This is a genomic window from Pseudoalteromonas sp. C8 (assembly GCF_011378685.1).
Lineage (GTDB): Bacteria > Pseudomonadota > Gammaproteobacteria > Enterobacterales > Alteromonadaceae > Pseudoalteromonas > Pseudoalteromonas arctica.
Genome location: NZ_WTKT01000002.1, coordinates 138,400 through 152,958 on the forward strand (window position 1 = coordinate 138,400; position 14,559 = coordinate 152,958).

The 14,559-nt window shown below is 37.7% G+C and carries 15 protein-coding genes; 9 read left to right on the plus strand and 6 right to left on the minus strand.

Annotation, left to right across the window (positions count from 1 at the left end):
• The first annotated feature begins 158 nt into the window (after positions 1–158).
• Positions 159–1,739: a cellulose biosynthesis protein BcsG gene (gene bcsG / locus GQR39_RS02540; RefSeq protein WP_165734740.1), complete on the plus strand. Its 1,581-nt coding sequence runs from the start codon at positions 159–161 to the stop codon at positions 1,737–1,739.
• 193 nt (positions 1,740–1,932) lie between these two features.
• On the plus strand, positions 1,933–3,489 hold the full coding sequence (tyrR, locus tag GQR39_RS02545) for a transcriptional regulator TyrR (RefSeq protein WP_007581355.1): 1,557 nt from the start codon (positions 1,933–1,935) through the stop codon (positions 3,487–3,489).
• 28 nt (positions 3,490–3,517) lie between these two features.
• Here tyrR and GQR39_RS02550 read toward each other — a convergent pair whose 3' ends face one another.
• A complete protein-coding gene (locus GQR39_RS02550) occupies positions 3,518–4,012 on the minus strand; it encodes a hypothetical protein (protein ID WP_165734741.1) in 495 nt (164 codons plus the stop codon).
• 105 nt (positions 4,013–4,117) lie between these two features.
• On the opposite strand from GQR39_RS02550, the gene GQR39_RS02555 reads away from it, so the two are divergent.
• Entirely contained in the window at positions 4,118–4,651 is a 534-nt protein-coding gene (locus GQR39_RS02555) for a thioesterase family protein (RefSeq protein ID WP_002958217.1), read from the plus strand.
• A gap of 80 nt (positions 4,652–4,731) precedes the next feature.
• Here GQR39_RS02555 and GQR39_RS02560 read toward each other — a convergent pair whose 3' ends face one another.
• Positions 4,732–5,385 (minus strand): OmpW family outer membrane protein, encoded by a 654-nt coding sequence (locus GQR39_RS02560; protein WP_002958218.1) that lies wholly within the window; start codon positions 5,383–5,385, stop codon positions 4,732–4,734.
• A 263-nt stretch (positions 5,386–5,648) separates the two neighbouring features.
• Between GQR39_RS02560 and dapE the strand changes: the two genes are divergently transcribed.
• The gene (gene dapE / locus GQR39_RS02565; protein ID WP_165734742.1) at positions 5,649–6,833 is read left to right on the plus strand and encodes a succinyl-diaminopimelate desuccinylase; all 1,185 of its coding nucleotides are present in this window, start codon (positions 5,649–5,651) and stop codon (positions 6,831–6,833) included.
• A 46-nt stretch (positions 6,834–6,879) separates the two neighbouring features.
• On the opposite strand, the gene GQR39_RS02570 is transcribed toward dapE, so the two are convergent.
• Positions 6,880–8,586, minus strand: a complete 1,707-nt coding sequence (locus GQR39_RS02570) for a lysophospholipid acyltransferase family protein (protein WP_165734743.1) — start codon at positions 8,584–8,586, stop codon at positions 6,880–6,882.
• A 129-nt stretch (positions 8,587–8,715) separates the two neighbouring features.
• On the opposite strand from GQR39_RS02570, the gene GQR39_RS02575 reads away from it, so the two are divergent.
• Both GQR39_RS02575 and GQR39_RS02580 read left to right on the plus strand, forming a co-directional pair.
• Entirely contained in the window at positions 8,716–9,636 is a 921-nt protein-coding gene (locus GQR39_RS02575) for a glyoxylate/hydroxypyruvate reductase A (protein ID WP_165734744.1), read from the plus strand.
• Between the two features lie 96 nt (positions 9,637–9,732).
• Positions 9,733–9,879, plus strand: coding sequence for a hypothetical protein (locus GQR39_RS02580; protein WP_007581365.1), 147 nt, complete (start codon positions 9,733–9,735; stop codon positions 9,877–9,879).
• Positions 9,880–10,057: 178 nt separating this feature from the next.
• Here GQR39_RS02580 and GQR39_RS02585 read toward each other — a convergent pair whose 3' ends face one another.
• Positions 10,058–10,303, minus strand: coding sequence for a hypothetical protein (locus GQR39_RS02585; RefSeq protein WP_002958222.1), 246 nt, complete (start codon positions 10,301–10,303; stop codon positions 10,058–10,060).
• A 106-nt stretch (positions 10,304–10,409) separates the two neighbouring features.
• The gene (locus tag GQR39_RS02590; protein ID WP_024593575.1) at positions 10,410–10,853 is read right to left on the minus strand and encodes a hypothetical protein; all 444 of its coding nucleotides are present in this window, start codon (positions 10,851–10,853) and stop codon (positions 10,410–10,412) included.
• 113 nt (positions 10,854–10,966) lie between these two features.
• On the opposite strand from GQR39_RS02590, the gene GQR39_RS02595 reads away from it, so the two are divergent.
• A complete protein-coding gene (locus GQR39_RS02595) occupies positions 10,967–11,350 on the plus strand; it encodes a response regulator (RefSeq protein ID WP_008168737.1) in 384 nt (127 codons plus the stop codon).
• 75 nt (positions 11,351–11,425) lie between these two features.
• Here the strand turns inward: GQR39_RS02595 and rpsT are convergent, their stop codons facing one another.
• A complete protein-coding gene (gene rpsT, locus GQR39_RS02600) occupies positions 11,426–11,686 on the minus strand; it encodes a 30S ribosomal protein S20 (RefSeq protein ID WP_002958225.1) in 261 nt (86 codons plus the stop codon).
• A 253-nt stretch (positions 11,687–11,939) separates the two neighbouring features.
• Here rpsT and murJ point away from each other — a divergent pair, with 253 nt between their 5' ends.
• On the plus strand, positions 11,940–13,520 hold the full coding sequence (gene murJ / locus GQR39_RS02605; RefSeq protein WP_346774482.1) for a murein biosynthesis integral membrane protein MurJ: 1,581 nt from the start codon (positions 11,940–11,942) through the stop codon (positions 13,518–13,520).
• Between the two features lie 84 nt (positions 13,521–13,604).
• Positions 13,605–14,555, plus strand: a complete 951-nt coding sequence (gene ribF, locus GQR39_RS02610) for a bifunctional riboflavin kinase/FAD synthetase (protein ID WP_165734745.1) — start codon at positions 13,605–13,607, stop codon at positions 14,553–14,555.
• Positions 14,556–14,559: the final 4 nt, after the last annotated feature.

Consider the following 14,559-nt stretch of genomic DNA (forward strand, 5'->3'; position numbering starts at 1 on the left):
CTTTTAATTACCGTGTTTCTTGCAATGGTGCTTGGCGCGGTGCTTTGTATGCTAGGCAAATACATTTTATCTCAAATAACAAAATATTATTATAAGCTTACTTTTAAACATGAAGTACTAGAGCCTTATACACCAAATACAGTAAAAAAGGATAAGAAGTGAAATTATCAGGTTTAGGGGTTTGGAACCTTTATTTTTTAGTTAAGTTTGCTCTGTTTTATTATGGTGCAATTGATTTTAACGTATTAACTAATGCGGCTTTTGCTGCGTTGCTTGCGATTAAATTTAAACAGCCATTAATAGAGAAGGCAAAACATATAGTAGGTGCTGTGTTTGCTGTGGTATTACTTTACCAAGACTCATGGTTGCCACCAATAAACAGGTTGACTAAACAAGCGGGTAACGTTCAAGATTTTAGTTTTGGTTATTTTATTGAGTTATTAACCCGTGTTATTAACATTGATATGTTATTGGCTTTGTTCGTAATTAGTGTGTGTTTTTGGTATACATCGCAATGGATACGCTTTACAACAGTCACTATCGTTGGGCTGTTAGTTGTAGGATGGCAAGGGGGTAACTCTCAATCACAATTCGTTAATAATGTGGCTAACCCTGAGCCGATTACACAGAGTCAAAGTAATCCTCAAACACAAGTGATCACTCAGGCAGCACAATCTCCTGATCAAAAATTAGCTGATTTTTATCAACAACAAAGCTTATTAATGAGTCACTTTCCAAGCCAGGTAAATGGTGAACTGTTTGATGTAATTATTTTGAACATATGCTCAATGGCTGTTGCTGATTTAAATGCTATTGGTGTAAGTGTTACTGATATGTATAAAGACTTTGATGTGGTGTTTTCAGACTTTAACTCGGCTACATCATACAGCGGACCAGCTGCGGTAAGGCTACTGCGCGCTAGTTGTGGCCAAACTAGTCAAACGGCATTATTTAAAGAGGCACCTGAACAATGTCACTTGTTTAAAAACCTAGAAAAACTAGGTTATCAAAATAATGTTGTGATGAATCACGACGGACATTTTGATGAGTTTAAAGGTTTAATAAATAAGTACGGTGGCCTAGATAGCACGCCATTTAATATCGATTCAATGCCAGTGGCGCTTCGAGGTTTTGATAATAGCCCTATTTACTCAGATGAAGCTGTGCTGGATGGTTGGTTAGAGCAAGCTGATGATTGTAAGCCGTGTGCGATGTACTACAACACCACAAGTTTACATGACGGTAATCAGCTAGAGAATCAACCAAGGGTGAATAGTAAAGAGACATACCCAATCAGACATAAAAACTTGTTTGCTGATATTAACCAATTTGTAAAAAAATTAGAAAAGCGTGGTCGCAACGTTATGTTAATGATAGTGCCTGAACACGGCGCTAACTTAAAAGGTGATAAAGTACAATTTGCAGGATTACGCGAAATCCCTAGTCCTGCAATTGTGTCTGTACCTGTAGCTATTAAATTTATAGGCCCAGACGTACAAAACTACTCGCAAATTGTGGTTGATGATTCAACAAGTTACTTTGCGCTTTCAGAGCTGGTAAGTAAGACGCTGCAAACTGATGTGTTTGGTGGGAATAATAGTGTTGCTAATTTACTTGAAAACCTACCTAAAGCACCTAAAGTTGCTGAAAATGAAGGCACAATAATGATGTATGTTAACCAAAGACCATTCATACAATTAGATGGTGGTGATTGGTCAGCTTACCCACAAGGTAAGTAGTCTCATAATAAGATTTAATAAACAGCACTGGTATAGTTAAATATAAATATCAGTGCTGTTTTTCTTCGTTTAATTACATCCCACCCTTTGGCTCTAAAAGCTATTTTGTCCAAAAATGTTTACAATAAACTACCTTCTCAAAGCGACTTAGCGTATTATTCGGCTAATATAGTTTTTCCTTCTTTGAGGATGTATGCGTCTAGATATTCACTGTGCTGATCGAATTGGTATTGCTCAAGAAATCCTTAATATATTAGTTAACTACAGCGTTGATTTGAAAGGAATTGAAGTCGATTCTATAAATTGTCGTATGTACGTTAGTTTTCCCGAAATTGAATTTGAACAATTCCAAAAAATTATGCCATCGATACGTTTAATCGACGGTGTACATGATGTGCGTACCACTGCATTTTTACCATCTGAGCGTGAACACAACGAATTAAATACTTTACTACGTGCATTGCCTGATGGTGTTATCTCTATTGATGCCAAAGGTTGGGTACGTTTATGTAATGATGCAGCATGTAAAGACTTACAGCTAATTGAAAAAGACGTGATTGGTGCAAATATTAATAACCTGCTTAAGGGCTTTAACTTTACACGCTGGTTAGAAGGTAAAGAAGTACTCGGACAAACTACTCGCGTTGAAGTTGCTGGTGAGGATTTTATTGCAGACATTTTGCCAATTGCAGTTCCTCAAGGTAGTGAAGGTGATGTACTTGCTGGTGCGGTTATTAATATTAAATCGCAAAGTCGCTTAGGGCAGCAAGTCAGTGCGTTTAGACGTTACGGGCAAGAAAGCTTTGCCACTATTCATAACTTTAGTACGGCAATGCGCCGAGTTGTGCGCGAAGCCCGAAAAATGGCGCAACTAGAAGCCCCTATTTTGATTACTGGTGAAACAGGAACAGGTAAAGAGTTATTAGCTAGAGCGTGCCATTACGCATCTAATCGTTCTGTTAAACCTTTTATTGCTCTGTCGTGTGCTTCTCTTCCTGATGATGTTGCTGAGTCTGAATTATTTGGTTATGCCGGGTACGAAGAAAATGCAGCGCCAAAGCGCGGTGTATTAGAGCAAGCCGATGGTGGAACTGTATTTTTAGATGAAGTTGGCGAAATGTCGACTCAACTACAAACTAAGTTACTGCGTTTTTTACAAGATGGTACGTTTAGAAAAGTAGGCGATGAGAACGAAGTTAAAGTAAATGTACGTATTGTTGCTGCTACTCAAAAAGACTTACCTGCAATGGTACAAGAAGGGGTTTTTAGAGAAGACTTATATTACCGTATAAACGTGCTTACTTTAGAAATAGCGCCACTAAGAGATAGGAAAGCAGATGTAGGACCACTTGCAGAACATTTTATTCAAAAATATGCGCAACAAAATGGTCATGCAATTCCTGTTTTATCACAAGAGTGTTTGAGCTTTTTACAAGAGTATCCGTGGCCAGGAAATGTTCGCCAGCTTGAAAATGCAATTTACCGTGCAGTGTCGTTACTAGATGATAGCGAGCTTCGCGTAGAGCATTTACAGTTACCCACTTTTACTCACGATTTAGGGTATTTAGAGTCTGATTTTGAAGGTTCGTTAGATCAAGCGGTTAAACGTTTTGAAGCGACCTTACTTCGTAAACTCTACCCAGCTTATCCGAGCTCACGCCAGTTAGCTAAGCGATTGGGCCTAAGTCACACCGCTGTAGCTAACAAGTTACGTGATTACGGTATTAACCGAAAAACAGTAAAAGTGTAATTGGCCTAAATAAATTAAAATATGGGGACTAATTTTTAGTCCCCATATTTTTTGTAACCCCATCAATTGCAATCGTTTCAATACCTTCTTCATTAAAGTTCATTACAATACTGGCGTTATTACGAGTGAAAAAATAGCTACGGCCATTAAGTTCAATAACATAATCGCCTTTTACGGGGTCGCTAAATTGCTGCTTTTTTAAAGTGATCCTATGTTCGCCAATTTGCCATTCAAATTCTTTAATAAACCCATTATTAAATTCTTGCACCCATACTTGGCTGTCATCTTTTGAAAGCGTTATAGCAACTGAATAAGAACTAGGGATCTGCTCCATATTGTAACTTTTAGAGCCAATAATGAATTTTTCAGCTTTTTGTTGCCATTCAAAACCAAATTTAAACTCTTTAACTACACCGGTAGGGTAAGTAACAGAGCCTTTACCTGGTAATGAAAAGTCGGCAAACGCACTATAACTAGGCACTAATAGAGTTAGCGCAGTAATAATTTTTAGTTTTGACTTCATGAGTTATCTTTTTATTGTAATAGTGATTTAAGATTAAAGTAGAATATTCGTCTTCGCAAGGGGCTATGCTACACTCGAATAAATTTAACAGGTAAGACCTTTTTTGTGAACTTATATATTCGACTTTTATTATTGTTTTTTAAAATTAAACGTAACAAGCAATATCAAAATTTACTTGATACGGTAGATATTGATTACAAAGCTCTACCTACTGATTGTGACATTAATTTACATTTAACAAACTCACGTTACCTCGCGATGATGGATTTATCTCGAACTTGGATGACTGAGCGCGTTGGCTTGCTTAAACAAATAATGAAGCGTCGCTGGTTTCCGATTGTTAACGCAACTGCTATTACTTATATTCGTGATATTAAGCCTATGCAGCGATATACAATAAGTACTAAGTTAGTTGGATGGGATCATAAATACTTTTATATTGAGCAAAAGTTTCACTCAGAACGAGGTTTACATGCTATTGCTTATGTACGCGGTGTATTTAAAAGTAAAAAAGGTATTATAAGTATTGAAGAAATGCTTGAAGTGGCTGGTTTTGATGGCCAAACACCTATATTGCCAAGTGAAGTTATGCACTGGAAAGAAATGCTAGAGCAGAAAAAGTTAAGTAACCTGCCCTAATCTCTACAAATGAAAAAAAGGCCTTTCGGCCTTTTAACACACATTGTAATTGGGTAACTACGTACTACTTTATATATGCTTTAAAAGCTGTATCTAACACCGAACATAGCAACAACGGGGTCAAGCTCAACAGTTGATGTAAGTGCTTTTGCACCATTAGCATAAACAGTGGCATCGGTATCAATATCCATAATTGATACCATAGCGTGTAAACCCCAGTTTGCATCAATTTTATAGTTAGCGCCTACCTGAGCCATAAAGCCAAACGAATCATCTAATTTTACTTCTACATCGTCTGTTCCTAGCGTCGCTTTAAGTGCTTGAGAAGGTTGCTCATCAAAAAATGCAGTGTAGTTTATGCCTACGCCTATAAAAGGTCTTAGCGCATAACTTGTGTCTAAAAAGTGGTATTGCGCAACTAAAGAAGGAGGAAGCTGTTTTATATCTGCAATTTTGTTGCCTGCTAAGCCGCCTGCGCCATTCACATCGTGTGAAAAAGGTGTTGCTGCTATTAGTTCTAACACCCATTGATCGTTAAATGCATAATCTACAGTGATACCTAGTTGAGTATCTGAATCACCTTTAAGGCCCAGCGTAGGTGCTTCATTAATTGCTGAGCTACTATTATCAGGGTTTACGTTAATAGCGCCAACATTTACGCTAAAGTTAGCGTGTGCAGCTGGAGATAGTGCTAATAAAGAGGTTAATAATGCGATGCTAATTTGAGTTTTCATGTTGTTCTCCAAGAACTACTGTTTGATTGGCGCTATTATTACCGAGCAATAAAAATGAAAACCTGTTCTAGATCAAAGTTTAAAAAACATTTTAACCTTGTGGAGTGCTTTATTGATTTAGATTAAATTTAGCGTCGTTCTGCTTTTGAAAAGATTGACATATTTATTTCATCAACAGTCATATGAATGTATTAAGGCTGACATCGCTTAGTCATAAACTCACGTTTTAATAAAGGCACATTAAATAATAAAGTGTGTTTAACATGTTTTTAGAAGCATTCGAAAAAAAATCAAAAACAACGGATATTCAAAAAGAAGTTGTAGAGCACTTACGAACACTAATTCGCTTTGAATCAGTAACCCCTAACCAAGCGGGTGCAATTGATTGGCTTGCAGTTAAATTGTTGGGTTTAGGTTTAAGTTGCGAGCAATTTACTATAAATGGTGTGACTAATTTAATTGCCTGCATAAAATTCAAAGAAGGCCCATGTGTTGCTTTCTCAGGGCACATTGATGTAGTACCAGCAACAAGTAGCGGTTGGTTAAGTCCTCCTTTTGAAGGGCGAGTGCGAAATGATGCAATATACGGTAGAGGGGCGGCCGATATGAAAGGGGGTGTTGCCGCCATGCTTAGCGCCACAAAAAAGTTAATTAATAGTAAATCCGCTAAAGTAGGGACTCTTTACTGGCTTATCACGTCAGATGAAGAGGGAGAGGCTGAATTTGGTTCTCAAGAAATAGTTAATAAGCTTGCCAAGCAAGGTGTTGTATTAGATGGCTGTATTGTCGGGGAGCCATCAAGTGTGGCACAAGTTGGCGATACGGTTAAGAATGGCCGTCGTGGTGCGCTTTCAGCTCGGATTTTAGTTACTGGTAAGGCAGGTCATGTAGCTTATCCTCAAAACACACTCAATGCTGCTCATATTGCTGCAAAAATAGTAAATAGCTTGAGTGATCAGATCTGGTTACTCGATGTGGCTAGCTCAAAAACCACACTGCAAGTGACTGGAATTAACATAAATAATGTGGTCGATAATTTAGTGCCAAGTCATTGTGAGATTACATTTAATGTACGTTATAGCCACGGTTACAGTAGCGCAGCAGTTAAAACGCAATTAATGAATACCCTAAACAAGTTTGCTGAGCATTTTACAATTGAGTGGGAACGCCCATGCGAGCCTTATTATACAAGCCATAATACGGGTTGGAGTTTACTTACTCATATTGAGCAGGCTATTTACAAAAACACTTCAAGTTACCCATTACTAAGTACAAATGGAGGGACATCAGATGGACGATTTTTTGCCAGCCCCCATACTCAAGTTATTGAATGTGGTGTGCGAAACAATACGATTCATCAAGCTAATGAACACGTATCTATTAGTGATTTACTTAAAATTGAAGCTATTTATACAACTTTACTAGAGCAGATATTTATAAATAATTAAATATAAATCGAGTACTTTATAGATATAAGGACTCACTTTTTATTGGTTATTCTAAATAACGTTTGGCTTTGTTTTCTTTTACATTTTCAAGATCGACCAATACCAATCCATCAATACAATTATTAAAATCGGGATCAATACTAAAGCTTAAAAATTGCACGCCACCTGGTTTACAAAGTTCAGTGTATTGTTTAAATAAAGTAGGGACTTGAGCCCCCATATTAGCTAACACATGCTTTAACTCTACAAAATCTTCTTTTACGTCATTGCCGCAAAAAAGAGTATTGCACTGGGTTAGCTGTTGCTCAGTTAATTTAAATTCATTATTAGGCGTAGCTAATTCGATACCACTTTTATAGTAATGCTGATAGTAATAAACGAGCATGGCTTTTGCTTGCTCGGGTAGAGCATTTGATACACTTACAGCACCAAACAAGTATCTGTACTGTGGATAGCTTTTTATAAAAGCGCCAATGCCATACCATAAATAGTCTAGGCTCTTACGCCCCCAATATTTAGGCTGTACAAAGCTTCTACCAAGCTCAATTCCTTGTTTTAGATAGGGCGTCATAGCGTCGGTATAAGAAAATAAGCTATCAGTATACAAACCTTCGCGGCCATGTTTTTGTATTATCTGTTGTGCACAGGCTAATCGATAAGCACCTACCAGCTCTAGCTGCATGGGATCCCATAGTACAAGGTGTTGGTAATCCATATCGTATTTATCTATATCACGACGCTTACCACTACCTTCACCGACTGCTCTAAATGCTATTTCTCTCAGACGCCCTAACTCTCTAAAAATAGGTGAGCTACCTGCATATTGGTATAGATGAATATGCATACCGTCTTGTGTTTTACCAAGTAGTTGGCATTGCTCAATTGCTTTTTTTAGCTCCTTGCGGCACTCGGGAATAGCGATGGGTGTTTGTGTTTTTAGCGGTAGGGCTTTTTTTGTTGTAAGCCTATAAAGTTGTTTACGAATAAGGTTTACAACTTCTTTATCTTTAAGGTTTTCTATTAAGTAAGATTCAGGAGGGATAGAGGCACCAATCTCAAACTCTAAAGATTTTTGGCGTTGCTTAAACATTTCTGTTACTAAGAGCAAACTTGCCAACGGCTTATAAATCATTGATGTGCCATAAAAAAGTGGACTATTTTTGGCTTTAATATAAATAGGTAAGATAGGGCAGTTAGCTTTTTTTGCCATACGTAAAAAACCACTATTCCATTTGCAGTCTTTAATGCCTGTTGGCCCTAATCGCGATACTTCTCCTGCCGGAAATATAAGTAATGCACCTTCGTCTTTTAAATGGTTTTGTATATTACTAAGCTCTTGTTTATTGCTCATGCCTGATAAGTTATCTACGGGGAGTAAAAGTGAGTGCATTGGGGTAACCGACATCAACATGCGGTTTGCCACTACTTTTAAATCTTGTCTTACAGTTGAAAGTACTTTAATAAGTGCTAGAGCATCTAATGAACCAATAGGGTGATTTGCAACGATAACAAGTTTACCCTCGTTAGGAATGTGCTCTATCTGCTTAGGTTTATAGCGGGTATCAAAATTGAGTTCATCAAGCACTTGTTCAACAAATTCTAATCCTTGTAGGTGAGGGTAGGCATCACCAAAAGCAACAAACTCCTGTTCATGCAATAAGTAGCCTAGACCTTTTTTTACTAAACCTTTTACTTTAGGAGAGTTCTCTAGTTGTGGTAAGTTTGCAGCAATTACTTTATCAACACTTATCATATTAACCTCATATTCCGTTTGGCCAATTCGCCATACATGTAAGATTAAAAAAAGGGTGTGACAGTTACTTTGCAGTAGTGTGACTTTTTAAAGTGCAAACTTATAAACAGTGTATTGTTAGGAGAATTTATGTCTGTATTAGTTGCTATTACTGGGCGTGACAACACAAAACTAATGACGAAGTTACAAGAGCGGTTACCAAATACTCTGATAGAGCAATGGCCTGATTGCAAAAACGCACATGATGTGGATTTTGTACTTACGTGGAAAGCGCCAGAATCTATGTGGCCACAGCTACCTAACTTAAAGGCTGTGTCGTCATTTGGTGCTGGCGTAGATAGTATCGATTTAACATTACTCGACGAAAGTGTTGAAGTAGTCCGCATTGTTGACAATCAACTAGCTGAAGATATGGCGGAATATGTACTGACACATGTGTTAGCTCAAAAGTTACGCTTAAAAGAGTATTACATTAAACAAACACAGCAAACATGGAAGCCAAAGCGGGCACATAGTAATAAACATGTCGGCATACTTGGGTTTGGTGAATTAGGTAAAGCATGCGCGCAAAAGCTTATAAATAATGGCTTTAAGGTACGTGCCTGGGCGCAAAGTAATAAAAGCGCAATTAATGTCGAAATTTTTTATGGCGAGGAAGGCCTTAATTGTATGCTTTCTGAGGTTGACTACCTTGTATGTCTATTACCCCTTACGCAAGCAACGACAGGCATTATTAATCACTCAATGCTCGCTAAGCTACCTTCACATGCTGTTGTTATTAATGTGGCACGTGGTGCTCATGTTGTTGAACAAGACTTACTAAGTGCATTAAATAACGATAGCTTACGCGCAGCTACACTCGACGTATTTGATCAAGAACCTTTAGCGTCGAATCACCCCTACTGGGGGAACCCCAAAATAACGCTTACACCACATTGCGCGGCGATTTCTGATTTAAATAGTGTTATAGACCAAATAGCCGATAATATTGAACGTTTCAATAAGGGCTTAGCACTCAATAATTCAGTAGATAGAACTAAAGGTTATTAGCTGATAGCTAATTAGTTTAAAAAACAGCTTGTTAACATTTGTAATTTTCATTAGTGTAAAAGGTATTCTCACTAATAAAAATATAAAGAGGGTGTTATGAAATCGAGTCAAAGTGGCGTTAAATTAAGCCTAGTTATTGTTTCAATTATTATACTTGGTGTTTCAGCTTGGTTTAATCAGGCTAATGCAGAGGATACTCCTTCTAAAATACAAACCCAAAGCGAGTTAACAATAGCGGACTAGCCTACTTACTATGTATTCCTCTTTTTAGCAGTACACAAGCATTATTTTCACAGTAGTGCTTGTGTGCCCCTGAAGCTCTAATTTTCATCTTGATTGAAAGTGCTTTTTAATATTTTTAAATTCTTAACAAAAAAAAGCCCAGCAATGCTGGGCTATTAAATATTCTAGGGAAAAGTTGTTAACTTTGGGTTACATTAAATTGCCCAAATGTATAAACTTTAAACAAGTAAAAAGTATTGATCAACACTAAACTCATATTTGAAATAACACTCGACGACATAAGATCTAAGCTAAATGATAAGAATAATAAACCACACGCACTAATGGCGGCAACGCGCAGCAGTGTTATCTGGTTAATAAAGAATGCACCTAAACCTAGTGCAAGTAGTGTAGTATTTAAAAGCCAATCTAGCTCGTTTAGCATGGTCGTTTCAATAGTTCAGTTGTTGAAAAAAGGAGCGCCATTATGTTGATCTTTTGCGCACCTTTCAACCAAGTAATTTTAAATTTTCAGATTAGTTTTTTTAATGCTAAAAGTAGCTACCGATTGCTGAAAATAAACCATTATCAGCAATTACTTGATACTTTTGGCAGCTCTGCGGTTTTTGTAAGTCACTGCATAAATAAAGGGACTCACGGCTAGAATCATAGGTGGGGTGTAGGTTTGAATCAATTAAATTAGCCCCCTTGCCAAAGAATCCGGGCCAGTAAACACTCTCACTTACCATCCCTAATTTTTTATAGGTGAGTAAGGTAGGTTTTGGAAAAGCTAAAATTATTACAGCAACGACAGCGAGTGATATAAACAGTCCTTTTTTTTGCGTTGTTTTTTGGCTTATATCATTCTTTGCACTGGAATTTAACTCGCTAGGTGAAGGGCGCTGAGTAGAACGCTGAGGTTTTCTTTTTTGCGCTGTTTTTTTTCTTGCCGGTGCTTTACCTAGCAACGATTGTTTATTTGGGGTTTTAGACATAAAGCAAATCTGGCCTTTTTTCCGTAGGTCTCTATAATTAAATGAGTAAATTTATATACTAAGCTAATTATTATGATAACTTAAAGTTAGCTTATAGCCTACGAGGAATAAAGATGAATACGCAGCTATCAATTTTAATTGTAGATGACGTTAGCACAGTGCGTAGTTTTTTGAGCCAAACGCTCATGCACTTAGGGATAGATAACGTAAAGGAAGCATCTACTGCCTCACAATGTATTAGTGAGTGCCAAGCTGCAAATTATAATATCATTTTTTTAGACATTGAATTGCCAGACGGTGATGGTAAAGATTTGATTGCACAAATCAATGAATTAAGCCCAGAGACAAATGTGGTTATGGTGTCGGCACATTCAGGTATTGAGAATGTTAAGGATGCAATTGATAAAGGCGCTAAAGGGTTTGTAGTAAAGCCATTTACACCTAAAAAAATAGCGGCAATGCTTAAGAAGTTTTATCCAGAGTTAGAAAATGTCTAATAAAGTAAGTACATTTAAAATTTAAACAAAAAAAAACCGGCAAAAGCCGGTTTTTTATATTCTATCAAAAACAAATTATAGAGCTTTAATCTTAGCTGCTATACGGCTCTTATGACGAGCTGCTTTGTTTTTGTGAATTAGACCCTTAGTTGCGTAACGGTCTAGGATAGGTGTAGCAACAGAAAAAGCTTGCTGTGCAGCTTCTTTATCGCCCGCTTCAATAGCAACAATTACTTTTTTGAAGTAAGTGCGCATCATTGAACGACGGCTTGCGTTGTGCTGACGGTTTTTTTCGCTTGTGATAGCGCGTTTTTTTGCAGACTTGATGTTAGCCAAGGTTTGCTCCTAACAATCTTAAAATAAAGCTTAAATTAAAGGCCGTGGAATATGCCTGTTTCTATCATGAATGTCAATTTAAATTTAACAATCCAAGAAAAACTGCACCATATAACGAGCATCAATTTGCCGCTTTAGCAGTTAATACCGACATTGTAACAAAGCACAGACCCCCAGCCTAGTGCTTTAAAGCGATTTATAAAAAAGACTGTGGCATAATCGCCTATCTTGAGGATTTTTGAGTAGGTTTAAGGTGTCAAAAGGTTTATTTCGCTCCGGTATGATTGTTAGTTGTATGACTATGATATCGCGTATTTTAGGGCTCGTTCGAGATGCAGTCGTTGCCAATTTATTAGGCGCAAGTGCGGCGGCTGATGTTTTTTTATTTGCTAACCGTATTCCTAATTTTTTACGTCGTTTATTTGCAGAAGGTGCCTTCGCACAAGCATTTGTACCCGTGCTGAGTGAAATTAAAGAACAGCAAGGCGACGACAAGGTCAGACTTTTTGTTGCACAAGCAGCAGGCACATTAGGAACCATTTTACTGATTGTCACTATTATAGGTGTTGTTGCTTCACCTGTTATTGCAGCATTGTTTGGCACTGGTTGGTTTATAGATTGGTGGCAGGGCGGACCTAATGCCGAAAAGTTTGAACTTGCAAGCTCATTACTTAAATTTACATTCCCATATTTGTTTTTTGTAAGCTTAGTTGCGCTTAGTGGTGCGGTAATGAACGTGTATAACCGTTTTGCTGTTGCTGCATTTACACCAGTTCTACTCAATGTTTCTATCATCACATGTGCAATTTTTTTACATGATAAATTTAGTGTCGGGGCTTATTCTCTCGCAATTGGCGTATTTATTGGTGGCGTTGTACAGCTATTGTTTCAACTTCCATTTTTATACCGTGCAAAAATGTTGGCGCGTCCGCGCTGGGCATGGCAAGACGAAAACGTAAAAAAAGTACGTAAACTTATGCTCCCTGCTTTGTTTGGCGTATCTATTAGCCAAATTAATTTGTTGCTTGATACCATGATTGCTTCATTACTGATGACAGGCTCGATAGCATGGCTTTATTATTCAGACCGTTTAATTGAATTTCCGCTGGGCTTATTTGGTATTGGTATTGCGACAGTTATTTTACCGGCGCTCTCTAAGTTACATAGCAGTAAAAAAAGCAGTGATTTTCAACATACCCTCGACTGGGGAGTGCGTTTTGTTATATTTTTAGGCCTACCAGCAATGATAGGTCTAATGATCATCAGCCCGCTTATTATCACCGTATTGTTCGACCACGGTGCGTTTAAAGAAGACAGTGTTGATCATGTTAAAGCAGTAAGTTTAGGCGTAGTCGCATATTCAGTAGGGCTTGTAAGCTTTATGCTGATTAAAGTACTTGCTCCTGGCTTTTATGCTCGTCAAGACACAAAAACGCCGGTGCGTATTGGTATTATCACCTTAGTACTGAATATGGTATTTAATATTATGTTGGCTCCTTTCATTGGTTATTTAGGTTTAGCACTCGCTACTTCACTATCGGCTAGTTGTAATGCGTTTTTGCTGTATAGGCAGCTTAAAAAAGAAAATGTGTATCAGTTTTCATCAATGAGTATGCGCTTTACACTAAAATGTGTTGTTGCAAGTATTGCTATGGGAGCTGTTACATGGTTTGTGAGCAGTTACTATTACTGGGCTACATGGGCTTTTACACAGCAGGTAATATTATTAATGGTATTAGTGGCTTTGGCAGGTATTAGCTACTTTGCAATGCTATTTTTGATGGGCGTTAGACTAAATACGATAAAAAGTGTAGCAATTACTGAATCAAACTAAAAAAAAGATTATAATCGGCAACTCTGCGGCTTTAATAAATTTTTAGCCGTAATTAATAACTCGCTAAACAAGGCATTAGGTGGCATGGAGTTAATTAGAGGTATACACAATATTCGCCCACACCACTTTGGTTGTGTGTTAACTATTGGTAATTTTGACGGTGTTCATTTAGGCCACGCAGAAGTATTAAAAGGCTTACTTAGTGATGCTAAAGCGCATAGTTTGCCTAGCACTGTAATGCTATTTGAACCCCAGCCACAAGAATTTTTTGCTAAAAACAATGCACCAGCACGGCTAACGCGCTTACGAGATAAGCTACGTTTGCTTAGTGATTTAGGTATTGAGCGAGTTATTTGCATTAGCTTTAATCAGCAATTTGCAAACATGCATGCTGAGCAATTTGTTAATGATATTTTGATTAAAAAGTTAGGTGTTAAAGCTCTCACTGTTGGCGATGATTTTAAGTTTGGGAAGCAGCGCCAAGGTAACTTTGACTTACTTGCTAGCATGGGCAAGCAAGCGGGCATGGACGTAAAAAGCACCGCGAGTTTTCGTCAATTAAATGCTAGAGTAAGCAGCACTTTAATACGAGATGCTTTGGCATCTGGTGACTTAGCAAGTGCTAAAATAATGCTTGGTCACGATTATGCTATTTCTGGGCGTGTTATACACGGCTGGAAAAGAGGACGTGAACTCGGTTTTAGAACGGCAAATATTGCCCTAAAACGCCAAGTGTGTCCTGTCAACGGGGTGTTTGCAGTGCAAGCAACGATTGCAGGAAAACAGATTTTTGGAGTTGCAAATGTAGGTAATAAGCCGACATTTAATGGAACTCGTGCATTATTAGAAGTTCACCTTTTTGATTTTGCACAGGATATTTACGGACAATTTATGCATGTGGAGTTAATAAAAAAACTTCGCAATGAAAAAAAATTCGAGACATTAACACAATTAACGGCGCAAATAGCAACTGATGTTGCTGCCGCTAAGCAGTGTTTTGGTTTAAATCAGGTAGCCGATAGAGACGGAATGTAGGATA

Excerpts from the sequence above, each read along its gene's own strand:
- dapE (WP_165734742.1), top strand. The coding sequence starts at position 5,649 with ATGTTTTTAGAAGCATTCGAAAAAAAATCAAAAACAACGGATATTCAA.
- GQR39_RS02580 (WP_007581365.1), top strand. The coding sequence starts at position 9,733 with ATGAAATCGAGTCAAAGTGGCGTTAAATTAAGCCTAGTTATTGTTTCA.
- GQR39_RS02570 (WP_165734743.1), bottom strand. The coding sequence starts at position 8,586 with ATGATAAGTGTTGATAAAGTAATTGCTGCAAACTTACCACAACTAGAG.
- GQR39_RS02590 (WP_024593575.1), bottom strand. The coding sequence starts at position 10,853 with ATGTCTAAAACCCCAAATAAACAATCGTTGCTAGGTAAAGCACCGGCA.
- GQR39_RS02575 (WP_165734744.1), top strand. The coding sequence starts at position 8,716 with ATGTCTGTATTAGTTGCTATTACTGGGCGTGACAACACAAAACTAATG.
- ribF (WP_165734745.1), top strand. The coding sequence starts at position 13,605 with ATGGAGTTAATTAGAGGTATACACAATATTCGCCCACACCACTTTGGT.
- GQR39_RS02550 (WP_165734741.1), bottom strand. The coding sequence starts at position 4,012 with ATGAAGTCAAAACTAAAAATTATTACTGCGCTAACTCTATTAGTGCCT.
- GQR39_RS02585 (WP_002958222.1), bottom strand. The coding sequence starts at position 10,303 with ATGCTAAACGAGCTAGATTGGCTTTTAAATACTACACTACTTGCACTA.
- tyrR (WP_007581355.1), top strand. The coding sequence starts at position 1,933 with ATGCGTCTAGATATTCACTGTGCTGATCGAATTGGTATTGCTCAAGAA.
- GQR39_RS02560 (WP_002958218.1), bottom strand. The coding sequence starts at position 5,385 with ATGAAAACTCAAATTAGCATCGCATTATTAACCTCTTTATTAGCACTA.
- GQR39_RS02595 (WP_008168737.1), top strand. The coding sequence starts at position 10,967 with ATGAATACGCAGCTATCAATTTTAATTGTAGATGACGTTAGCACAGTG.